Annotated in this window: 16 protein-coding genes and 2 pseudogenes; 8 read left to right on the top strand and 10 right to left on the bottom strand. The window is 70.2% G+C overall.

Annotation, left to right across the window (positions count from 1 at the left end; genetic code table 11):
* Positions 1-203: 203 nt before the first annotated feature.
* On the top strand, positions 204-1,289 hold the full coding sequence (locus OV079_RS49515; protein WP_267777380.1) for a hypothetical protein: 1,086 nt from the start codon (positions 204-206) through the stop codon (positions 1,287-1,289).
* A 36-nt stretch (positions 1,290-1,325) separates the two neighbouring features.
* Positions 1,326-3,221 carry a hypothetical protein gene (locus tag OV079_RS49510; RefSeq protein WP_267777378.1) on the top strand — a complete coding sequence of 632 codons (1,896 nt, stop codon included), beginning with the start codon at positions 1,326-1,328 and terminating at the stop codon, positions 3,219-3,221.
* A 446-nt stretch (positions 3,222-3,667) separates the two neighbouring features.
* Here OV079_RS49510 and OV079_RS49505 read toward each other — a convergent pair whose 3' ends face one another.
* A complete protein-coding gene (locus OV079_RS49505) occupies positions 3,668-3,901 on the bottom strand; it encodes a hypothetical protein (RefSeq protein ID WP_267777375.1) in 234 nt (77 codons plus the stop codon).
* 68 nt (positions 3,902-3,969) lie between these two features.
* On the opposite strand from OV079_RS49505, the gene OV079_RS49500 reads away from it, so the two are divergent.
* Positions 3,970-4,707 carry an STAS domain-containing protein gene (locus OV079_RS49500; RefSeq protein ID WP_267777374.1) on the top strand — a complete coding sequence of 246 codons (738 nt, stop codon included), beginning with the start codon at positions 3,970-3,972 and terminating at the stop codon, positions 4,705-4,707.
* 68 nt (positions 4,708-4,775) lie between these two features.
* Here OV079_RS49500 and OV079_RS49495 read toward each other — a convergent pair whose 3' ends face one another.
* The 3 genes from OV079_RS49495 to OV079_RS49485 all read right to left on the bottom strand — a co-directional run bounded on the left by OV079_RS49495 (position 4,776) and on the right by OV079_RS49485 (position 8,242).
* Positions 4,776-5,486 (bottom strand): glycine-rich protein, encoded by a 711-nt coding sequence (locus tag OV079_RS49495; RefSeq protein ID WP_267777372.1) that lies wholly within the window; start codon positions 5,484-5,486, stop codon positions 4,776-4,778.
* Positions 5,483-6,487, bottom strand: a complete 1,005-nt coding sequence (locus OV079_RS49490; protein WP_267777370.1) for a DUF4215 domain-containing protein — start codon at positions 6,485-6,487, stop codon at positions 5,483-5,485. The genes OV079_RS49495 and OV079_RS49490 overlap by 4 nt, the downstream gene beginning before the upstream one ends.
* A 189-nt stretch (positions 6,488-6,676) precedes the next feature.
* Positions 6,677-8,242, bottom strand: coding sequence for a hypothetical protein (locus OV079_RS49485; protein ID WP_267777367.1), 1,566 nt, complete (start codon positions 8,240-8,242; stop codon positions 6,677-6,679).
* A gap of 666 nt (positions 8,243-8,908) precedes the next feature.
* On the opposite strand from OV079_RS49485, the gene OV079_RS49480 reads away from it, so the two are divergent.
* Together OV079_RS49480 and OV079_RS49475 are read left to right on the top strand one after the other, a co-directional pair.
* The gene (locus tag OV079_RS49480) at positions 8,909-9,871 is read left to right on the top strand and encodes a DUF4838 domain-containing protein (RefSeq protein ID WP_267777365.1); all 963 of its coding nucleotides are present in this window, start codon (positions 8,909-8,911) and stop codon (positions 9,869-9,871) included.
* Positions 9,856-10,188 carry a hypothetical protein gene (locus OV079_RS49475; RefSeq protein ID WP_267777364.1) on the top strand — a complete coding sequence of 111 codons (333 nt, stop codon included), beginning with the start codon at positions 9,856-9,858 and terminating at the stop codon, positions 10,186-10,188. Before OV079_RS49480 ends, OV079_RS49475 begins: the two co-directional genes overlap by 16 nt.
* Here OV079_RS49475 and OV079_RS49470 read toward each other — a convergent pair.
* Entirely contained in the window at positions 10,149-10,571 is a 423-nt protein-coding gene (locus tag OV079_RS49470; RefSeq protein ID WP_267777362.1) for a hypothetical protein, read from the bottom strand. The genes OV079_RS49475 and OV079_RS49470 overlap by 40 nt on opposite strands.
* Before the next feature lie 239 nt (positions 10,572-10,810).
* On the opposite strand from OV079_RS49470, the gene OV079_RS49465 reads away from it, so the two are divergent.
* Positions 10,811-11,692, top strand: coding sequence for a cupin-like domain-containing protein (locus tag OV079_RS49465; protein ID WP_267777360.1), 882 nt, complete (start codon positions 10,811-10,813; stop codon positions 11,690-11,692).
* 2 nt (positions 11,693-11,694) lie between these two features.
* Here the strand turns inward: OV079_RS49465 and OV079_RS49460 are convergent, their stop codons facing one another.
* The 4 genes and pseudogenes from OV079_RS49460 to OV079_RS49445 all read right to left on the bottom strand — a co-directional run bounded on the left by OV079_RS49460 (position 11,695) and on the right by OV079_RS49445 (position 17,230).
* Positions 11,695-13,332 (bottom strand): SMP-30/gluconolactonase/LRE family protein, encoded by a 1,638-nt coding sequence (locus tag OV079_RS49460; RefSeq protein WP_267777359.1) that lies wholly within the window; start codon positions 13,330-13,332, stop codon positions 11,695-11,697.
* A gap of 28 nt (positions 13,333-13,360) precedes the next feature.
* Positions 13,361-15,173: pseudogene (locus OV079_RS59965) on the bottom strand (flavin-containing monooxygenase).
* Between the two features lie 128 nt (positions 15,174-15,301).
* Positions 15,302-15,946 (bottom strand): TetR/AcrR family transcriptional regulator, encoded by a 645-nt coding sequence (locus tag OV079_RS49450; RefSeq protein WP_267777358.1) that lies wholly within the window; start codon positions 15,944-15,946, stop codon positions 15,302-15,304.
* Between the two features lie 432 nt (positions 15,947-16,378).
* Positions 16,379-17,230, bottom strand: coding sequence for an STAS domain-containing protein (locus OV079_RS49445; protein ID WP_267777355.1), 852 nt, complete (start codon positions 17,228-17,230; stop codon positions 16,379-16,381).
* A gap of 1,208 nt (positions 17,231-18,438) precedes the next feature.
* On the opposite strand from OV079_RS49445, the gene lepB reads away from it, so the two are divergent.
* Positions 18,439-19,191, top strand: a complete 753-nt coding sequence (gene lepB / locus OV079_RS49440; protein WP_267777353.1) for a signal peptidase I — start codon at positions 18,439-18,441, stop codon at positions 19,189-19,191.
* A 64-nt stretch (positions 19,192-19,255) separates the two neighbouring features.
* Here lepB and OV079_RS49435 read toward each other — a convergent pair whose 3' ends face one another.
* A complete protein-coding gene (locus OV079_RS49435) occupies positions 19,256-20,209 on the bottom strand; it encodes a hypothetical protein (RefSeq protein WP_267777350.1) in 954 nt (317 codons plus the stop codon).
* A gap of 808 nt (positions 20,210-21,017) precedes the next feature.
* On the opposite strand from OV079_RS49435, the pseudogene OV079_RS49425 reads away from it, so the two are divergent.
* Positions 21,018-22,471: pseudogene (locus OV079_RS49425) on the top strand (glutamine synthetase family protein).
* The last annotated feature ends 35 nt before the right edge of the window (positions 22,472-22,506 follow it).

Here is a 22,506-nt window from a genome sequence, read left to right as displayed (position 1 = left end):
GCGACCTCGCGAAGCTCCGCCGAGCGCAGCGATTCACGCGTCGTCGAAGTCGCACGATTCGTCGCGCTCCGGCGCCGCCCGAGCTGTCCCGATCGCCCCGCGGCCGATGCCGCGCGTGCGCACCGACCGCGAGCGCCACGCCGGAGGATTTGCCGTGCAGGAGGCTCGGCGGCGCGGATATCATCCGCGCGACGAGGGCCGCGATGCGACGAACAGTGACGATGCTCGGGACGGTGCTGGCGCTGGCGTGTGGTTCTTCTTCGGGTCGGGACGTCACCGCCACCGCCGTCGTCACCAGCGATCCCACCACCGGCACCACCACCACCGACGGCCCCACGCCGACCACCACCGAGCCCGCGGGCAGCACCACGCAGCAGGCCACCACGGGCACCACCGGCCCCGACGTCACCACCGGCACCACCACCGGCGGCGGCCCGTTCTTCGACCTCGGCAGCCTGCCCGACATGCCGCCGCCGCCGCCGCTCCCGACGCCGCAGCTGTGGTACTCCGTCGAGGACTTGCTGGTCTACATCGAGCTGAACCCGGCCGACGGCAGCGTCGCCCAGCTCGTCACCAACACGATCGTCAACGATCCCACGCTCGGCGACACCGTCAATTCGTGCAGCCTCACCATGCTCGCGGACGGCTCGCTGCTCGGCGGGCGCGGCGTCGACGGTCAGACCCGCCTGTTCCACGTCCCCGCCCCGCCGACCGACGGCAGCGACGTCGAGGTCGTCGTCCTCGGCGACATGCCCGACGGCATCTACGTCGAGGCGCTCTACACCGACTGCGACGGCCGCGTCTACCTCATGGACACCGGCGTCGACAACGTCAGCAACACCGGCAATCGACTGCTGCGATTCACCGGCGACTACCTCGCCGGCGACCTCGCCTACGAAGTGATCACCGACCTCATGGTCGCGGTCTCGGCCGACATCGACGACATGGGCCCCGGCATCGACGCCCGGGGCGCAGTCATCGACAACCCCGGCTTCGGCATCGACTCCGGCGCGATCTACAACCTCGATTACACCACCGGCACCGGCACCATGCTCGGCATGGGCGGCGACTACGGCATCCACTCGCTCGGCGGCCCCCTGTTCGACGACGGCGTCTCGCGCCTCTACGTGCTCGGCATCGACGCCGAGGTGTTCGCCGCCGACCCCGTCACCCTCGCGCTCTCGCCCGTCCTGGCCACCGGCCCGGCCCTCTCCAGCGGCAACGCCCCCGGCAACGCCGGCTTCGCCGGCCCGCTGACCGAGTGCAACACCGGCTTCCCGCAGGGCTGAGCGTCCGTCGCCCCGCCCTCCTGTCTCGTCCTCCCTATGCTTCGCTGGCGCGACTTCTTCTGCCCCGACGACGCCGGCGCCGCCGAGCTCGTGCGCCGCCTCGGCGCGCGCCTCCTCGGCAGCGACGGCGAGCCGCCCGCCAGCGCCGGCGAGGTCGTCGACCTCGCCGCGCACCGCGATCCCGCCCGCCCCGGCCACGTCACCAGCCCCGAGCCGCTCGTGCATCCGCGCCTGCGCGCCCGCATCGCCGCCGCGCTCGGCCTCACGCCCGCGCAGGTCGCCGCGGTCGCCCGCTACGACACCTGCATCCTCGACGGCGAGTTCGTCGGCCCCGATCGATTGCCCACGGTCGACTACGACGTCATCGCCGACAACGGCGGCGGCGCGGCGCTCCGCCGCCTGCTCATCGACCGCACCGGCAGCGACGACCTCCTCCTCGATCACATCCCCGTGCTGCCGACGACCGAGCGTCCGCCCGCGCTCTCGGACGCCGGCGAACTCGTCCCCGGCGCCGTCGATCGCGCCTACGAGCGGCTCCTCGCCGCCCTCGCCGTCCACCGCCGCTACCTCGAATTGCGCGTCCCCTGCATGATGCGCATGGCCCAGTGGGAGCGCGCCCAGGACGCCTTCGACGCCCTGTGCGCCGCGATCGCCGGCGAGCCCGATCCGCGCGCCCGGCCGTTCGCCATGGACGACGACTGGCTCGAGCGACGCGCCGCCGGCCTCGCGCATTCGCGGGGCAGCGGCCCGGACAGCGTCCCCGCCTATTGCTCGCACCTGCACGCCGCCCTCCGCCCCGCGCTGCCCAGCCCGCCGCTGCCGCGCCACGGCTACCACGTCGATCCGCTGACCCCGCTCGTCTGTCGATTCGTCGGCGACGACGGCCTGCTCCTCGTCTTGCCGCACGCGGTCGTCCTCCTCGACGCGACCACCGGCGATCTGCGATTCGCCGTACCCGCCGTCACGAGCGACGTCCTCGCAGTCACCGGCGATCACGCGGTCTTCGTCGCGCGCGGCGACCTGCTCGCCCAGGTCCACGTCCTCGACCTGCGCCGGGGCGTCTATCGGAGCGACTGGGACGGGCTCGCCCCGCCGGTCTTCCCGATGGCGCCCTACAAGAGCGACGAATGGTGCGTGTACGACTACGGCCATCGCCTCGCGCGTCCGCTGCCGGACCCTGGCAATTACAAGGGAGGCGCCGTCCTCGGCCCCTGCCTGCGCCACGCCTGGATCGAGGGCACCGCGCGGATCTTCCGTCTCACGGACCTCCTCCCGCAGTTCGATCTCGACGACCTGCCGCGCCCGGGCCCGCCGCCCCCTCTGGCCCTGTGGCGCCGCGGCGAGCAACCTCCGGACATCGATCCGCACGACCCCACCGTCTTCCCGTTCGCGGCCGAAGCCGCCCCTCCCGGCGAGCCCGACGACGCCGAGGAAGAGGCGTACGAATCCGACGACGACGAAGACGACGACCCGCGCGTCGCCTTCGCCCTCGCGCACGACGGCTTCCGCGTGTTCTGGCGCGGCGCCCTCCACGTCCGCCGCGTCCCCGTGCTCCGGCTCGAGCACCCGTTCGCCAGCGTCGCCCTCGACCGCGAAGGCGAGCGCCTCCTCGTCGCCTACCCCGGCGAGCTCGCCCTGTACCCCCTCGGCCCGGGCGGCGCGCCCGGCCCGGCCCGCCGTCTGTCCTTCACCTGCCACGCGGATGCAGTCACCCTCGCCGCCCTGCGAGGCCGGGTCCCCGGCCTCGACCGCGCCGTCGAGATGCAGCTCTTGAGCCGCTTCGGCACGGTCGACGCCCTCCGCCGGGCCACCGTCGAGCAATTGTCCCGCGTCGCCGGATTCCCGCCGATGCTCGAGGACGAATACCGGCCGCTGCCCGCCGAGCTCGCGCAGGCCATCCAGGACGCCCTGCGCGGACTCCCGCGCGAATGATCGTGCCGCGTCACGCTGCCCGCCTCACGGCGAGACGCAGCGGCGCCCGAACGCCCGGTACGAATCACCGCTGCCCGCGGCCGGCGCCGTCGGAGATCCACCCGAGGAGGTCTCCGTCGGCCGTCCGTTCGCCTCCCGAGCCCGCACTTCGTGCGCGCGGCCCCGCTCCGCGTTCGGTGGGGCGCCGTCGATGTTGCGCGTACATCGTCGCACGCAACGTCGCGTGCCCGAGACCAAGAATCGGCCGACCGTTCGCGCTCCGTCCACGCTCATGTCCGGCGCCGAGCCGGGCGTGTCATCGATCGCAGGCAATCTCATAACGGCGACGCCGCGGAGGCGGCAGCGCCGCCGGAAACGGCCGTCGGACAAAGTTCTCCGTGGTCTCCGCGCCAGGAACGTGTTTCAGTCGAGGCCACCACATGATCGAGCGCGCGACCCTGGGGGGACTAGAGTTCGAGTACGACTCCGACCGCGGGAATATCCGCATGGCGGGCAACCCGGCGATCTTTATCTGGACCGAGAGCACTCTGGCCGGCCTGATCTCCGGCCTGCAGCGTATGGTCGGCACCGATCGCTTTCGCCTCGCCTTGCACGGCGGCGGTCGCGACGGCGTCCATGACGACTGGGCCTTCATCTCGCAGTTTCCGACCTTCGAGGAGGGCTTCGCCGCGCTCGTCCACGTCGCCGCGACCTTCGGCTGGGGCCGCTGGAGCTCGTCTCGCTCGACCGCGCGGCCAAGCGGGCCGTCGTGCGCGTCTACAATCACTGGGAGACGAACATCCAGAAGGTGCTGGGGGTCAACTGGGGCGCGAGCTACCTCGGCGGCAAGTTCGCCGGCATCTTCCAGCGTCACTTCGAAGTCCCGCAGTGTTGGGCCGAGCAGGTCGCGTTCGCCACCAGCAGCGACACCTACGACGAGTTCGTGATCAGCCCCTCGGACGCCAGCCTCGAGGACCGGATCGAGCGCATGCTCGCCACCGACGACGCCACCAGGGCCGACCTCGCGGTCGCGCTCGAGCGCGTGCGCAAGGAGGTCGAGGAGCGCACCGAGACCGAGCAGCGCCTGCTCGAGAAGCTCAGCCTGATCGCCAAGCAGGAGGACGCCATCCGCGCCCTGGCCGCCCCGATCATCGAGGTCTGGGAGGGCGTGCTCACCCTGCCGCTGATCGGCACCGTCGACGCCCAGCGCGCCGCCGACACGATGGGCCGCCTGCTCGACACGATCATCCAGAAGAAGGCCAGCTACACCATCATCGACCTCACGGGCGTCGAGCTCATCGACACCGCCACCGCCGAGCACCTGCTGCGGCTCGTCCTCGCGGCCGAGCTTCTGGGCGCCCGCTGCGTCATCACCGGCATCCGCCCCTCGATCGCCCAGACCATGGTCTCGATCGGCATCGACCTGACCCGCCTCACGACCCTCGCCAGCCTGCGCGACGGCCTGGTCTACTGCATCGACCAGACCCGCCACAAGGCCAAGCGCTGAGGCGCGGGCGCCCTGCCACGAATGCCGCCGGCCGCGAGCGACCGGCGGCGCGAATCACCACACCTGCTTCAGAGCAGCGTGATCTTCACCTGACCGTGGCCGGCCCGCACGCCGTCCTCCTGCAGCTTGTTGGCGCCGCTGGTGAACGACTTGCCGCCGGTGCCGTAGGCGATGCCGCCCGCGCCCGAACCGCCGGCGTCGCCGCCCTGGTAGCCGCCGCCGCCCGGTCCGCCGTTACCACCGTTGCCGCCGCCGCCGAAGCCGCCGAGGCCTGAATCGATGCACTGTCCCGGGCGCTCGGTGTCGGCCCCCTTGCCGCCGTTCATGAACGACTTGCCGCCGTTGCCGCCGCCGTCGGTGTTGAAGCCGCCGCCCGCGCTGCCGTCGCCGCCGCAGCCGCACCAGGTGCCGTCGTTGCCGCTGGTGCCGCCGTTGCCGTTGGCCCCGTCGACGCCCTTGCCGTTCTGCGCCGTCATGTCGGCGACGCCGCAGTTGCCCGGGGCCCCGCCGCCGCCCGCGACGATCAGCGGCACGTTGCCCATGGTCTTGACGACGAAGCTCCCGCCGCCGCCGCCGACGTCGTAGTACATGCCGGTCTTGCCCATCTGGCCGACGAGGATCCGCAGCACCTCGCCTTGCGCGAGCGCGACGTCGCCGCGCACGTGCGCGCCCTTGCCCCCGGGCCCGTACTGCGACTGCGTGCCGCCCTCGGCGCCCCAGGCCTCGATGCGATAGGTGCCGGTGACCGGCACCGTCCAGCTCTGGATGCCCGCCGTCACCGTGACCTTGCCCTGCAGCTGGTTACCGTTGCCGTAGGTCGCGTCGCACTGCGCCTGGCTGGGCCCGTTCTCGAGCGTCTGGCCGCACTGGTGAAGAGCACGTCGACCGGCGGCGGCACGCAGGCGTTGCTGCAGCCGTCGTTGTCGACGTCGTTGCCGTCGTCGCACGTCTCCACGCCCGCCTGCACGTGGCCGTCGCCGCACGCGGCTTCCTTGCAACCGGCGACGCAGGCGTCGGTGTCGTCATCGTCGCCGTCGTCGCACGCCTCCACGCCCTCCTGCACGATCGAGTCGCCGCACACGGCCACCTTGCAGGCGTTGAGGCAGGCGTCGGTGTCGAGGTCGTTGCCGTCGTCGCACGCCTCCACGCCCGCCTGCACCGAGCCGTCGCCGCAGCTGGCGCTCTTGCACGTGGCGAGGCAGTCGTCGGTCTCGTCCATGTTGCCGTCGTCGCACTCCTCGCCTCGCTGCAGCTCCCCGTCGCCGCAGGTGGCCGGCGCGCAGTCGTTGTTGCACGCGTCGTCGTCGACCTCGTTGCCGTCGTCGCAGCCCTCGGGGCCGTTCTGCTCGCCGTCGCCGCAGAACGGGCCGAGCGCGCCGCAACCGGGCTGACAGCCGTCGTAGGCGCCGTCGTTGACGCCGTCGTCGCAGACCTCGCCGTCGTCGACCGCCCCGTTGCCGCACAGCCCCGGGTCCGTGGTCGACGTCGAGGTGGTGTCCGGCTCGGTGGTGCCGGTCGTGGTCGTCGCCTCCGACGTGCTCGTCGTCGTCGTGTCCGTCGTGGTGGTGGTCGTCGCCTCCGACGTGCTCGTCGTCGGTGCGCCGGTCGTGGTCGTCGGAACGCCGGTGGTCGGCTCCCCGGAGGTCGTCGTCGAGGTGGTCTCACCGCCCGATGCCGAGACTTCGCCCGTCGTGTCCGTCGTACCGACATCGTCGCCGCAGCCCGCGACGACCCACAATCCCAGCGCCCACGGGGCGATGCCCCGATTCCAACCCGTCATGCCTGTCATCATTTCCCCTCGGTGGATAGCGCCCGCTCGCGCGAGCCCTCGGCCCAGGCTATCGCGTCTCGCCCAAGTTGTCGTGCGGGGCCTCGGCACCGGCGACAAATGCGGACGGGCGCGCCAGGAGGACGCCCTCCCGCGCGCACCCGCTCCGATCATCGAGGCCCGAACGGGCGCACCGCCGCATCACTGCAGGCGGATCAGGCGAATGTCCTCCTCGCCGACGTTCACCCACACGATCGCGTGCATCTCAGGAAAATACTCGAGCTTGGTCTCGGTGTTGAAGTTCACCTCGGTCGGATAGTCACCCTCGATCTGGGCGCGCTCGAGCGTCCACGTGGCCTCGTCGATCCACGCCCACAACATGCCCTCGCCGACGGGGTAGAAGTTCGTGAGGTACTGGCCGGTCTCGGCCACGTGGGCCAAGGTGCCGCCGTCGGACCCGCCCTGCGGATCGAACATCAACCCGTCCGTCGAGGGGCCGTAGGCCAGGTCGTGGCTGACGACCTCGCGGGTGTCGATGTCGGTGACCAGGAGCTGGTGCGGGCGCCCGCCCTCGTAGACGAGCGAGTGCAGCGTCTGCCCGCGTTGATCCTGGGCGGTGCTGAGGGCAGTCCACCCGCCGGTCGGGTAGCCGCCCTCCCAGCGGAAATCGGTGCCGCCGGCCAGCACCGACCAGGTCTGTGACTGATTGTAGTTCTGCGTGGCCGACACGTAATAGCGGCCCTCGGCGGCGTTCCACCAGCCGTTCATGTTCTCGCCGGTGTAGCCGGTCTCGCCGGAGTAGTTGGCCGCGGCGTCGAAGGGGAACTTCGGCAGGGCCCACGTCGCGGTCTCGACGTCGTACTCCCAGTAGCGGCGGCAGCCCATGAGGATCTTGCCCGCGTTGCCGAGCTCGGGCACGAACACGGTCGATCCGTAGGTGTGGCGAGAGGTCGGCGTGCGCGACGAAATCTCGGGGTCGTCGGGGTCGAAGAATTCGTCGCTGTACACGCCCTCGGGGTTCTCGGGGTTGTTCTCGTAGTATGCGACGGCGGGATTGAAGTTGGTGAAGTTCGCGCTGTACGAGTCCGGCCACTTCGAGCTGTCGCTCGGCATGCGCTCGATGTTCCACTTCATGTCGCGCAGGTCGAGCCGGTACACGCCGTCGTTCGACGAGCCGTCGTGACCGCCGCCGACGGTGACCCAGCCGCGCTCGGTGCCCTTGCGCGTGTCCCAGGCCATGCCGACCCAGTCGGCGAGCACCCCGTGCCAGTCCTCGTTGCCGCGGTCGCTCCAGCCCGGAATCGCCGCCTTGACCTCGGCGTCGAGCGCGTCGAGCCGCGTGCCCACGACGCGCACCCAGCGACCGAGCGGCACCGTCTGCCACGATACGCAATTGACCCGACCGTCGCCGTCGCGCCCGGGCGTCCACGCGTCCCCGTCGAGCATGCCCACGTCGTCGCCCGCGCCCCAGCCATCGGGACCGCCGTCGCAGTCGAGGCCGGGCACGCCGGTGCTGCTCGTGGTCGTCTCGCCGCCGTCGGTGGTGCTGGTGGTCGGGACGCCGGTCGTGACGTTGCCCGACGACTCGCTGCCGCCGCTGCTGCTCGTGACGTCGCTCGACGTCTCGCCGCCGGCGCTGGTCGATGCGACGGTCGTCGACGTGGCGCCGTCGCTCGCCGTACCGGTTCCACCACCACCACCCCCATTGCACGCAGCCACCAGGCCCAACACCCAACACCCCGCGCGCACCATCGTCCCTGTCGTCATGCGAGCGACTCTCCCCCAGCCCGCCCGCTCGCGGCGCGCCGCGTCGGCGTTGGCCTGCGCGGGGGTGTGCGACCCCGAATGCGCGTACATGCGACGACCGCCGATCGTCCTCGCACCACGCCGCGCGCGACTGCTCCTCGAGTTGCCGCGATTGCTACCAAAGCCGCGCGCCCTGATTCGCCGCCCCGATCGACCGACCCGCTCGAGACGGCGATCGATACCGCGGCACGAACAGGACGACCGCGAGGCGCTCCGCGCGCCAGGAAGTTCACCGAGAGCTCTCCCGCCGACTCACCGAGCGCTCGACCGGGAGGACGCGTAGCGCGGCACGGCCTCCCGATTCACGCCACCGCGTGCGCGTCGATCGGCGCCGTCATGGCAGTGGCTCGCCAGGCCCCGCGAACAATGCCCTCACCGGGCTGCGAGCGGCTCGCCGCGCGTCGGGGCGAACGGCCCCCGCGCTGCCGCCTCGCGCCCCGAGGAGGTACGCGGTCGCGGGCCGCGAGCGTTTCATGGTAGCAGGCGAGCGTGAGACGAGCACCGACGATGCGAGCGCGGCGCGGATGGGCGAGCACGTGGTTGGCGGCCGTGATCGGCTGCGGCGGTGGCCAGGCCGGCACCGACGGCGCAGGCAGCCAGACCAGCGAATCGACTGGCCCCGGGGACATGTCCACCACGACAGGCAGCGGCACCCAGGTCGGCAGCACCAGCGAGGCGCCGCCGACCACCAGCGACACCGCGGCCGCGGACATGGGGCCGCCGATCGACCCGCTGACGCTCGAACCCGCGGCGACCGTGATCGTCACGCCGGTGATGCCCGACGGCCAGGTGACGAACGCCGCCAGCTTCCTGCAAGCCTGGCTGCGCCGCGTCAGCGGCGTGATGGACGGCTTTGCGATCGTCGCCGAGCCCGACCTCGGCGATCCCGCAGGCAAGGTGGTGCTCGCGCTCGACCGCACGCAGTGGGCCGACGCGGCCGAGCTCGACGGCCTGTGGCACGAGGGCTTCGTGCTGCGCCGCACCGACGACCGCGTCGTCATCGCCGGCGGCGGCCCGCGCGGCACCTTCATGGGCGTCGTCGGCTTCCTCGACCGCTTCGTCGGCGTGCGCTTCTACATGCCGGGCGAGCTGTTCACCGCAGTGCCGCCGCCGGGCCCGATCACCCTCGGCGCGGTCGACGTCGTCGACGAGCCGTACGCGCGCTCGGTGTTCATGACCGGCGTCGCCGGCGTGCCGGGCGACGGTGACTGGACCGCCCTCAACGCGGTCGACAACCGCCGCCTCGGCGGGACGCACCAGCACAACATGTACGAGGTGTTCCCGCCCGAGAAGTACATGGCGAAGTATCCGGAGATCTATCCGGTGGTCAACGGCGTGCCCTACGTGCCGACGCCGGGCGACCAGGGCTGGCAGCCGTGCTTCAGCGAGCCGACGCTGGTCGACGCCGCCGAGGAGACCGCGCTGGCCTACTTCGCCGCCAACCCGACGCACGCGTACCTGTCCTTCAGCATCAACGACAGCGGGGCCCGCTGCGAGCGCGACCCGCAGGACGACACCTACGCCGCGACCTACTGGACCTTCATGAACGATCTGGCGACCCGGCTCGCGCCGCATTGCCGGACAAGCTGATCCTCGGGCTCGCCTACGGCAACACCAACGCGATCCCGCCGTTCCCCCTGCACGACAACATCATCGTGTTCACCAACCTGCACGTCTCGGAGTACCTGCAGGACGGGGTCTCCGGGTCGCTCGCGCAGTGGCTCGGCGCGGCCAAGCACTACGGCAATCACGAGTGGGCCCACGGGATCGGCTTCTTCATCCCGCGCATCTACACCGGCTTCTTCGCCGACTTCATGCGCCAGATCGAGGCGAGCGGGGTCGACGGCAGCTGGCAGCACATGGAGGGTTATCCAGATGGGGCCTCGACGGCCTCAAGCTGTACGTGATGGGCCGGCTGTGGTGGCGGCCCGCCACCGATGTCCCGGCGCTGTGGCGGCAGATCTGCGACGACCTGTTCGGACCGGCGAGCGACGAGATGGTCCAGTACTTCGAGCTGCTCGAGCAGCTGTGGACGATCCTCGACAACATGGAGGGCGAGCGCAAGCTTTACAAGTGGAGCAACCAGTTCGACACCTCGGCGACGACCGCCCCGATGGTCGCGCAGGCGCGGGTCCACCTCGACGCCGCGGCCGCGCTCGCCGCGACCGACGCCGAGAAGCAGCGCATCGCGCTGATCTCGAAGACCTTCCACGTCAGCGAGATCCTGTTCGAGGGCCGCGCGCTCGCGCAGCTTCGCCGGCTTCGTCGACGAGGCGATGGCCTTCTTCATGACCGAGATCGTGCCGGACCCGATGACCTTCAAGCGCAATTCCGATCAGGAGCTGATCGGCAACTTCACCGCGGCGCTGCAGACGGTGACGAACGGGAAGTGAGCCGATCAGCGTTCGCGGCGACCCATCATGCTGCATGGGTCGCGCGCACCCGCCCGCCCTGCGGCCTCGCAATCGTCTAAGATCGGCCCCGCGGTCGCGCCATATCGGGCGCACCGTTGACCTCCCGAGGCCACCCATGCACGCCGAAAAATTGGATGTCCTGTCAAAACCGACGCCGTCGTTCTTCGTGCGCGAGTATCTGCGCAAGGGCCGGCCCGCGCTCCTGCGCGGCGTCGCCGATACCTGGCCGGCCGCCGCGTGGACGCCGGAATACCTCGCCGATCGGTTCGGCGGCCTCGACGTGAAGTACGAGACCTGGACCGAGGCCGCCGACGACCTGTTCGAATTTCAGGCCACGCAGAAACACACCGCGACGACCCTGCGCGAGTTCGTCGGACTGATGCGAGGTGCGGAGTCGCCGGCCTCGCGCAGGGTGTACCTGACCGCCTTCGAGCTGTGTCGGGCCTTGCCGCAATTTCGCCAGGCCTTCGGCTCCCTCGATCCCTACATGGGCTGGTCGCGCCTCATGCCGCAGGCCGTGCGCGAGCGCCTGCGCGTCGAGCCGTACCTGTGGATGGGCCCCGCCGGCACCCTCTCGATGCTGCACTTCGATCGCCTCCACAACTTCTTCGTCCAGCTCCACGGCACCAAGCGCTTCCTCCACATCGACCCGAAATACAGCGAGCGCCTCTACTACCCGCACGCTCGCCTCCAGACGGGGCTCCTGCACTGGAGCCCCGTCAACCCGGCGCAGCCCGACTACCAGCGCTTCCCGCGGTTCCGCGGCGTGCCCGTCATCGAGACCATCGTCGAGCGCGGCGACGTGCTGTTCACGCCGCCGCGGTGGTGGCATTACGTGGAGTCGCTCACGCCCTCGATCTCCGCCAACTTCTTCTGGATGTTGCCGCTGCGGACGACCTGGGCGATCCGCGAATACCTCTACGTGCTCGGCCGCCGTCGCGCGCTCGAGGCCGCCGGGCTCGCGCGGGTGTTGCCCGCGCTCGAATCGACGGCCTGAGCTCAGGGCGCCGGGACGAATCGATAGAGGGCGCTCTCGACGTCGGACGAGACGTAGATGGTCCCCGAGCGGCCCACTGCGACGCCCGTGGGCACGTAGCCCGGCGGCAGGCCCTCGCTCTCCGGCAGGCCGATGCGCAGGCCGGTCGCCAGCACCGTGGAGCGCCCCGTGGCCGGATCGACGCGAACCAGCCGCTTGCGCCCGACCTCCGCGACGACGAGGCCGCCGTCAGGGAGGCGCGCGATGCCCTCGGGGGCCCGCAAGCCCTTCGCCACGGTGCGCTTCTCGCCGTCGGCCAGGCGCACTCGCGTCACCCGCCCCGAGCGCACCTCGGTGACGTACACCCCCGGCTCCGACGCCTCGAGGTCCGCCACCAGCCCCACCGGCCCCTTCAGGCCCTCGGTCAGCACCGTGACGCCCGCGGGCTCGGCCTTGTCGACCCGCACCAGCCGGCCCGTCGTGGCCTCGGCGACCAGCAGGGTGCCATCATTCAGCTCGATCGCGCCCTGCACCCCGTTGACGTTCGGGATCGTCCGCAGGACCGCACCGGTGGCCCGATCGAGCACCTGCAGGCTGCCGAGGTAGGCGCTGCTGAGCACCACGTGCTTCGCGCCGAGGCTTACGTGCATCGGGAACACCATCGGCGTGGACAGCACCCGGGTGGTCTGGTGGATCTTGCCGTCGCGCCCGCCCACGCGCCGCAGCGCGTACACGTCCGCCACGTACAATTGCTCGTCGGCGTCGTCCGGCGCGACCGCGAGGCCGGCCGGCACGGTCAGGCGCGCCGTGACCACCGACTTGACGGAGCCGTCGGCAGGGTTCACCACGCGAATGTCATTGTCGACCATGTTCGACACGTAGACCCGGTCGTCGGGCCCGACCGCCAGGTTGTCGAGCCCGGTGGGCAGCTGCGCGACGACCTTCTTCTCGCCGGTGGCGACGCGGACGCGCACCAGCTCGCCGCGCACCGCGTCGACCACGAACAGGTGCTGGCGGCTCGCGTCGAAGTTGACCGCGGTCGGCATCATGAAGCCCCCCGCCACCACCTCGATCTTCCCCGTGTCGACGTCCACCCGCACGATCTGCCCCTTGAGCAGCAGCGGGCCGTACAGGCGGTCGTCGGGCCCGATTCGAAGCCGTTGAGGAACCCCGGCGCGGCGAGGACCTGCCGCGGCTGTCTTGCCGTCGGGGTCGACCTCCCACAGCGCGTCGGCCCGACCGATCTGCGTGACGTACAGCCTGCCGTCGCCGCGGAACGCCAGCGAGTTGAGGCCCGGCAGGTCCCTGGCGATGACGCGCGTCTTGCCCTTCGGCGTGCGCCGCATCAGCTCGCCGGAGAAGTAGCCGGTCCAGTAGATCGAGCCGTCGGGCCCGAGGGTCACGTCGTCCGCGCCGCCCTTCGGCGGCCCCACCAATGTCGACACCGCGCCCGTGCTCAGGTCGACGGAATGCACCGTCTGGCCCAGCAAGTTGCTGGCCAGCAAGTGTCCCTTGCCGTCGACCACCAGACCGTGGACGCCCTGGAAGGGTGAACCCGCCACCACCACCTCCTGGCGGTACGCGGGCGGCGGTGCAGCCACGGCCTGGCTGGTGCCCAGCAAGATGCTGGCGATCAGGGATGAGTAGAGCCATCGACGCATGAGGTCCTCCGGGTGGGGCGCGAATGATTCATCGGTCGGGAGCGGACGCTCCGCGCGTGAGCTCCAGGCCGGCGAGGTCGCCGCGCTCGCGCCAGGCGTGCAGGAGCTGCAGGAACTCGAGGGTGCCGCCCGCGTAGCCGGCCATGCGGATCTCGCGGGGCCCGAAGCTGGCGCCCTCGTTGTTGTAATAGCCGGGCGTGCATTCGGGGCCGCCGAACGCGACGCCCTGGGCGAGGGTGCCGAGGATCGTCTCCCACCACTGCTGCTGCGCCTGCTCCGTCGCCTCGATCGTCTCGACGCCGCGCGCCCGGCACTGCTCGATGATGTAAGCCGCGTGCCTGGCCTGCTCGTCGAGGATGTGGACGAAGTTGATCGCCCAGCCGCTCTGCGTGGTGCTGAAGATCAGCAGGTTCGGGTAGCCGCGGCTGTGCATGCCGTGCAAGGTCTGGGCGCCCTCGGCCCAGCTGTCGCGCAGCGACTTGCCGCCGCGCCCGCGGATGTCGAAGCCGAGCCGGCGGGTGTACTCGCTCGAGACCTCGAAGCCCGAGGCGTAGATCAGGCAGTCGACGGGGTACTCCTTGCCCTTGACGACCACGCCGGTCGGCGTGATGCGCTCGACGCCCTTGCCCTCGGTGTCGACGAGCTGCACGTTCGGGCGGTTGAACGTGTCCAGGTATTCGTCGTGGAAGCAGGGCCGCTTGCACAGCTGATAGTAGTAGGGCTTGAGCGCCTCCGCCGTCGCCGGATCTTTCACCAGAGTATCCACCCGCGCGCGGATCTCCTCCATCTTGCGGAAGTCGGCCATCGCGCGCAGCTGCATCGCCTCCTCCGGGCTCGCGGCGCGCGCTGCCGTTGTCCTCGAAGATGTAGGTCCAGCCGTCGCGCACGAGGTCGACCTCCTGCGGCCGACCGGACACGATCGCCGAGAAGTTGACGATGCGATCGCGCTGCCAGCCCGGCTGCAGCGACTTCGCCCACGCCTCGTCGGTCGGCTGATTGGCGCGCACGCCGATGCTCGAGGGCGTGCGCTGGAAGACGTACAGCTGCTTGACCGCGGCGCCGAGGTGCGGGATCGCCTGGACCGCGGTCGCGCCGGTGCCGATGATGCCCACGCGCTTGTCGGCCAGCCGGTCCATGGCGCCACCGGGCCCGCCGCCGGTATAGGCATAGTCCCAGCGGCTGGTGTGGAAGCTGTGCCCCTGGAAGGTCTCGATCCCGGGGATGCCCGGCAGCTTCGCCTTGTGCAGCACGCCGCCGGCGATGATCACGAAGCGCGCCGCGAGGCGGTCGCCGCGGTCGGTGGTGACGATCCAGCGGCGGGCGTCGTCGTCCCAGTCCATGCCGGCGACGAGGGTCTGGAACAGCGCGGCCCGGTACAGATCGAACTGTCGCCCGATCCGCTGGCAATGGGCGAAGATCTCGGTGGCCTTGGCGTACTTTTCGGTCGGGATGTAGCCGGTCTCCTCGAGCAGCGGCATGTAGATGTACGACTCGACGTCGCACGCGGCGCCGGGATAGCGGTTCCAGTACCAGGTGCCGCCGAAGTCGCCGCCCTTCTCGACGATGCGGATCGCGTCGACCCCCGCCTGGCGCAGGCGCGTCGCGGCCAGCATGCCGCCGAAGCCGCCGCCGACGATCAGCACGTCGATCGCCTCGTCCACGGCCGCCCGCGTGAACCCGGGCTCGACGTGCGGGTCCCTGTCGAAGTCCGCGTACACCCCGCTGAAGTCGACGTACTGCGCGCTGCCGTCGGGGCGCAGCCGCTTCTCGCGCTCGAGCCGATACTTGTCCCTCAGGGCCTCGGGAGAGAACGAGGCTTCACCCTTCTTCGTCGCATCCATCTTTCGAGATCCTTTCGCTTCGAACGGCGCCCGCCCCACCGTCGCGAAAACACGGGCACCGGCATGATTTCTTCGTGTCTTGGTTCGAATCCGGGCGGACGCGCCTTTGCGCCTCCGCCCATTGCAATTCATCGCGGGCCGGTGACGGGGGCCAGCCACAATCCGACGAGCGCGTCGACCAGCCCGGTGGCGGTGGACTCCCACGTCGAACGCGGCGAGGCCGTGCCCTCCTGCAGCGCCCGCTCCCGCTCGGCGCACATGTGCACGAGCATCAACCGCCCCATGTCGTCGCGCTCTCGCCGGACCTCCTCAGGGAGCTGCGGGACCAGCCGGAACATGCCCTCATGGCAATGCCGAAACGACCGCGAGGCGAACGCCTCGTCGAAGACGAGCTTGCGATACGTCGGATGGGTCATCGCCTGGGCGATGAATCGCGCGTACCAGGAAGGGACCCCCAGCGACGCGAGGTGCTCGACGGCAGGCCGCACCAGGCACGACACCCAGTCGCGCAGCGCAGGCACGGCGGGCAGCCGCGCCACCATTTCGGCGCTCCGACGCTCGATCGATTCGGCGTGCCGGCGCACGATGGCCACCACGAGGTCCTCCTTGGAACCGACGTGGTAGCCGACGGCGAAGTTGTTCGATTGACCCGCGGCCTCGCTCACCTGGCGATTCGACACACCCTCCACCCCGTACTCGGCGAACAGCCGCTCGGCGGTGAAGAGGAGCAGCTTGCGCGTCTGGCTGCCCCGGTCGGATCTGGCCGCCTTCACTCCAGGACCTGCCTGTTGTCGTCGACGCGCATGGTGACCGTTTGCGGGCCTGTGGCGGCCCGCGGAGAGACTAAGTCATGCGCCTTAAAAGTCAACTGACTTAGATCGCGCCTCGGCGGGGGTTTACAGACCCCATTCATGAGGTGATACCGGAGGTAAACCATCGCGCGCAGCCCTGGTTTACCGTGAGCGCCGATGCGCGGCGAGCCGCTACCGCGAAGGCCGGGCGACCTGTCCCTTGAGACTTGTCATGTCATTGGCTCAAAACGACGCTGGTAATGAGCATCCGCCGCGATTGCAGGCAGCATGCGAACGCGTCGGCCGGCGTCCTCGCGGACCCGAGCGTCGCGGTCGACGGCGACCTCGTCCCTCATGCCCGCGGGATGTCCATTCAAACAGGCGAGGCCTTCGACGAGCCCCGCGTCGACCGCTTCAGCTGCTGCCCATGGCGTAGGCGATGCCGCTCTGCAGCGTGCCGCGCACCACGAGCCCATCGAGCTCCAGCCCGAGTCCCACCAGCGTCCCTGCGACTTCGGGTCGGATGCCGGTGAGCACCACCTGCGCGCCGAGCAGGCGGACCGCCCGCGCGGCCTGCACGAGCCCGTTCGCCACCGCCGAGTCGACCATCGACACGCCGGTCACGTCGAGGATGGCGATCGCGGCCCTCCGCTTGCTGATGCCTTCCAGCAGGGTCTCCAGCACCTGCTTCGCCCGCGTCTCGTCGACCTGGCCGATGAGCGGCATCACCACCACGCGCTCGCTGATCGGGATGAGCGGGGTCGACAGCTCCGCCAGCGTGACCGCCTGGATCCGGATGACCTCGTCCTGCAGCCGCTGCCGCTCCTCTTCGACGCGCTTCATCGACCGCAGGTCGCGGGTGATCGTGGCGAGCCCGATCGGCTCGTTCTTCGCGTTCCTGGCGAGGAAGAGGCTGTAGTGCACCGGGACGATCGTCCCCGTCACCATGTGGCGGAAGCGGAACTCCCCCGTCCACTGGCCGGTGCGCATCACCTCGGGCAAGATCGTGCTCTCCACGTAGGCGAGGTCGACGGGATCGAAGTAGCTCTGGACCAGCGTGCGCCTGGCCTCTTCCATGCTCGCGAGCCCGACCATCTCCCGCCCGGCCGCGTTGACGTAGAGGGCGTGACCCTCCATGTCGGCGAAGCCGATGAAGTCGGTGCTGCAATCGATGAGACGGAGCAGCGATTGCTGCACGTCCTGGCTGACGAGGCTCCACGCGTTCGCCTCGCGCAGACCGTCGATCGTGCGCTGTTGTTCGGCCACCTGTCGCTCCAGCTCCGCAATGCGCCGTCGCGACGCGTCACTGGAGGACTCGTCGGCGCCGGCGGTGAGACCTTCATGAGGCGACATGCGGCGAAACCTACCGACGTTCCGTTTCGGACGCAATATCGCGACGATCGCCGTCCCCGAAGGAGGCCGCGGGCGTTATAGCTCGGCTCTGTGGGGCAATGTAGCCTGCCCGGGAATGGAGTCTCCAGCGCGCTGCGCTCGCCGAGCAGCCACACCTGCACGCGCTGCGTCTCGCAGCGAGAGCCATGAGGGACGATCGCGAGGCGAGCAGCGCGCCCCCGAAGCCATCGCGCGCGCTCGACCCCTTGCATGATTCCGCCGCCGACGCGCGTCGCCTCGCCGGCGCTTCGACTCACGCGGGCCGAAGTCCCTGGCGAGTGCGTCGACCTCGGTGCGTCGTCATCCGGGACGCGGCGGGCCGGCGCAAGACTCTCCGGACTCCTCCGCGGCGGGGGGAGCGTCCCTTCGTCCTCGTGGGGCCCGCCCGCGAGCGCGGATTGACAGCCGCCGGCCCCGGGGCCTAAATCGCGCGCATGTTCAGGCGCGTCCTCACCGTGATCGCCGGGCTCGGCTCGCTCCTCGCGCTGCAGTGCGGGGGCGAGCCTTCACCCCGGACCGACCCGGTGCCGCGATTCGCCCCACAGCGACCCGCTCCCGCCCAAAAGCTGCCGGATCGCTCCCAGTGCGCTCGCTGGACGAACGGCACAGTCAGCGAGCCAGCGGCCGCGGAGGCGCTCGCCGGCGAGCCTCCGATCACCGCCGTCGTGGACTTCGACCGCGGTCTCGGTCCCGGCTTTCGTCAGGACCTCCAGACGCTCGTCGACGAGGCCCTCCCCGACCTGGCGCACTGCGGCCTCCGCCCCGCGGACCTGCGCTCGCTCCGCCTCGTCGTCACTCCCGCTTCCGTGGTGGAAGCGCGCGTCCTCGGGCTGCCGTCGCTGGAAAAACTGCGCGAGTGCCCGGTGGTCCCCGACCTGCTCGCCGCCGCCGCCGCCCGGGGCTGGCTCGTCGCGGACGAGCGGCGGGACGCGTTGCGGATCCGACGCACCTTCTCGGCGCCGCTCGGCGACGAAGCATTCGCCTTCGATCATCCGGCGGGGCGATGGTTGCACGTGCGAGCGACCGCGGGGCCGCAGGACCGCCGGGTGACCGTGACGCTGGAGGACAGCGACGAGCGCGGCATGCTGCTGCGGATCGAAGGACCCGCGGACGTCGTCGACGGGGCCGGTTCGTGGTGCGAAGGCGCGCTCCGGCGCCAGGATTCGCTCGGCTTCCGTTACATCCGGGATTGCCGCGAACCTTCCCCCGCGGTGCTCGAGATCTCGCCGCACCCGCAGGAAGCCGCGGACATCGCCGCCTTGACTGCCACGCTGCGCGACGAATTCTTCGAGAACTTCGAGGTCCACGGCGACAGCATGCTCCCGACGCTGCGCGACGGCGACGTCGTGTTCGTGGACAAACTGGAGCGGGGCAAGCTACCTGCGCGGGGCGCCATCGTGCTGTTCGATGGCGATGGCGGGGAGACGATGATCAAGCGGGTGATCGCGCTGCCCGGCGAGGCGCTCGAGCTGTCCGCGGAGGGGCTCCGCATCGACGGCCACGCGCTGCCTTCATCCGCGGCCGCAGACGCCGAAGCGGCGTCGTCGTGCGGAGTACGATTGTCGGCCCAGGATTTGGACGCCTCCCGGTTCGAATTCATCGCCGACCCCCGCGCGGGCGCCTTGACCGCCCGCGTCCCCGACGGCCACGTTTTCGTGCTGGGTGACAATCGACCTGTCTCGAAGGACAGCCGAACGATCGGCCCCGTCGCGGTGGCGCGGATCGCCGGCGTCGCGCGCTTCATCGCCTGGAGCGCCCCCGCCGGGCGCTTCGACTGGGCGCGGAGCACCACTCCGCTGAGCGCCGCGAGCCCGCCGACCGACGCCGGGAAGTGAAGACGCCGCAGGTGCTCGACGACGGCCGCCGGTCAGCGTGGGCCAACATGTCCCGAAGGACATCTCACTCCGGCAGCCTGCACACTCCGACGTCCTCGAGCCCTGGCGGCGCCATGCCGGCCTCGAACCACGAGACGCACGCTGCACCCGCGCCCGTGCAGGTCGGCATCGTCACGTCGCAGAACTTCAGGCAGCACTCGAACCCCCTGCCGCCGCACTCGGTCGCCCACCCCGAGTCGAGGCAAGCCAGCCCCGGATCGCAGCTGTTCTGCAGCTCGCACGCCTCGAACTCCTGCCCGCCGTCGCCGCTGGCGTCTTGCACGCACACGAACGCCTGGTCATGGCCGGCGCTCAAGCACACCTGATCGGCCTCGCAGTCCTGCGCCAGCGGATCGCACGCCGGCAGGCAGAGGGTCAACGCCTCGTCGTTGGCGATGAGGCAGGCGGCGGCCGGATCGGCGCACATCGGCGCGTCCGGGGTGCCGCTGCATTGTAGTACGCAGCTATTGTCCCAGCAGTACAGCCCGACGTCGCAGTTGTCCTTCTGCTCCGGTCCCGTCCCCTGCAACACGCACGGATCGCCGGCCTGCTCCGGCGACTCCGCCACCGGCACGCAATGCAGCGAGTCAGGCGCGCCGACCCCGGATTGCGCGAACGGCATGCACTTCTGACCGATCGGGCAGTCCTGCACCCACGGGTCACACTCTTTGATCCCCGAGCCGCCCATGTCGGGCGCCGCGTAGATGAAGCCTCCACCCTCGCTCGAATCGCTGCAGCTCATGCATTCGGTGGTGCTGCTGCTCGACGTCCCGCCCGTGTTCGTGCCCGACTCGCTGTCGCTACCGTCGGAGGTCGTCGGCGTACCCGTCACCGTCCCGGTCGTGCTCGTGCTCGTGCTCGTGCTCGTGCTCGTCGCCTCGCTCGTGCTGCCCGACGCCGAATCTTCCTTGCCGGGCCCGCACGCGGCCCCCAGCATCGCCAGCCCGACCGCCCAGCCCCACGCCGTCCCCGCGCTCACCTCGTGCTGCGCAGCGCCGCAAAACGGACACACCGCCTCGGAGACACGAAAGTGGCGCTCACAGCGAGTGCAAGGCTTCATTCGATGACGGTAACGCCGCCGCCCTCGCAGAGCAACGAGACGGGCAAAACTTCACCCTGAAAATCCCCTACTTCGCCCTTATCGAGGGCCTTTTCGCGCCTCATCGACAGCGAATCCGCGCCGAAGCACACGACCCGCCTCTCGCTCGCCGCGGGGCCCGCCGCCACTCCATCGCGGCTCCTCGTCGCCTCTCGCGGCTCTCTCGCTCCATCGAGTCGCGCTGGTCTCGAGCATTGCTACACCAGCAAGCGCACCGAGATTGGGTGCACGACGCCACCGCCTCGGTTTCGTGCAAGAGCCTGGCCCGGCCATTCACGGCGACCGATCCGCGCAACCCACGGAATCTGCGGAGCGGACCGACAGAGCTCGAATCGTGGTACGGCCTCCTGTTCCAGGCATCCACTCGGAAGCTCCGCGTCGTGGCACAATGGCGACGCTCTTGCGGCCCGGCGCTCTCGAGACCTCGACATGTTGCTCCTTGCCCCGATCGATCGGCCTCGCGCGGAAGATCTGCCGAGCGACTCCTTTGCGATCGATCCCCCCGGCGCCAGCGGCCCCTCCGCGGGGCCGTCGCGCCGCGCGCGGCCCGGCGGGTGGTCTCGCGCATTGGCCGCGGGCCCCTCGACCGCGTGAAGCGCGCGAAACTGCGACTTGGCGCACACATCTTGCGATCAAATTAGGCTAGCCACGCTTGAAATTAGATTATCTCCGGGTCTATTTAGCCTTCATGTCTCGCCCTGAAGCGCCCACTGCCCTCCGTGACTTCCTGGAGATCCCCTATGACCGCCTCGAGGAGCTGAACCTCGAGGTCAAGAACGCGCGCTGGCTCGCGCGCCGCAGGACCAGGTGCGCGAGCAGCGGGTGAAGTATCTGACCGACGAGAAGCGGATCAAGGCCGTGACCGTGTGCTTCACCGACCTCGAGGGTCGGCTGCACATGCTCGACTACGACAAGAAGTTTTTGCTGCGCTCGGCCGACAACCTGACCTTCGACGGCAGCTCGGTGCGCGGCTTCTCGCAGCAGCACGAGTCGGACCTGCGCCTCAGCATCGATTGGTCGGCCTTCTACTGGCTGCCGTCCGACGTGTTCGGGCCGGGCAAGGTGCTCGTATTCGCCGAGGTCCGCGGGCAGGACGGCCTGCCGTACCTGGCGGACATGCGCGCGCGGCTCAAGGACTACACCGCGGCGATGTACGAGAAGGAGGGCCTGGTCGCCCAGTTCGCCCACGAGATCGAGGGCTTCTTGTTCCGCGGCCGCGACGCCGAGCGCAATTACCCCGAGCGCGGCGCGTTCGAGTTCATCTCGACCGGCGGCTACTATCATTCGTTGCCCGGCGACGCCCTGCGGCGATTCATCGACTCGGCCGCCGAGGTGCAGCGGGCCATGGGCTTCGGCAACGAGAAGGACCACCCCGAGGTCGCGCCTTCCCAGTTCGAGATGAACTTCACGCACGCCGAGGCGCTGATCGCCGCCGATCAGGTCCAGCTGTACAAGCTGCTGTGCCGCCAGGTCGCGCAGAACTACGACATGACCGCGTGCTTTTTGCCCAAGCCGGTCACCGGCATCAACGGCAACGGCATGCACACCAACATCTCGCTGGCGCGCAAGGGCACCAACCTGTTCCACGACAAGAACGGTGACAGCGGCCTGTCCGCCTCCGGCTGGAGCTTCACCGAGCGGATCCTCAACAGCGCCTCCGACATCTGCCTGATCCTCAACGGCAGCGTCAACGCCTACCGCCGCCTCGACCCGCACTTCGAGGCGCCCAACCAGATCAAGGCGTCCGCGACCGACCGCGGCAGCATGGTCCGGATCCCGCTCGGCAACGAACGCTCGGCCCGCATCGAGGTCCGCTCCGTCGCCCCCGACGCGAACCCCTACATGACGGTCTACACCCTGCTCCGCACCGGCCTCGAAGGCCCGCTGCCCGACCCGGCCGAGATCGCCAGCAAGCGCGCCCGCACCCGCTTCCTCCCCGACAATATCAACGACGCGATCCGCCTGTTCAAGTCGTCCAAGTTCGTCGCCGACCTCCTCGGCGAACAGGTCCAGACCCGCTTCGCCGAGGTCAAACAAGCCTCCGCCGAACGCTGCCCCCGCGCCCTCGGGTCCCTCATCAAGACCGCCGAGGTGCAGTTCCACCATGAAGTGACGAATCAATATTTGTGGAACAAGTTCTGACCCGCCGGCCACCTCCCTCAAAAACCCGGCAACCG

Source organism: Nannocystis pusilla (assembly GCF_026626665.1).
Lineage (GTDB): Bacteria > Myxococcota_A > Polyangia > Nannocystales > Nannocystaceae > Nannocystis > Nannocystis pusilla.
The sequence above is the reverse complement of the archived record's forward strand: the minus strand, read 5'-3'. Positions and strand labels throughout refer to the sequence as shown.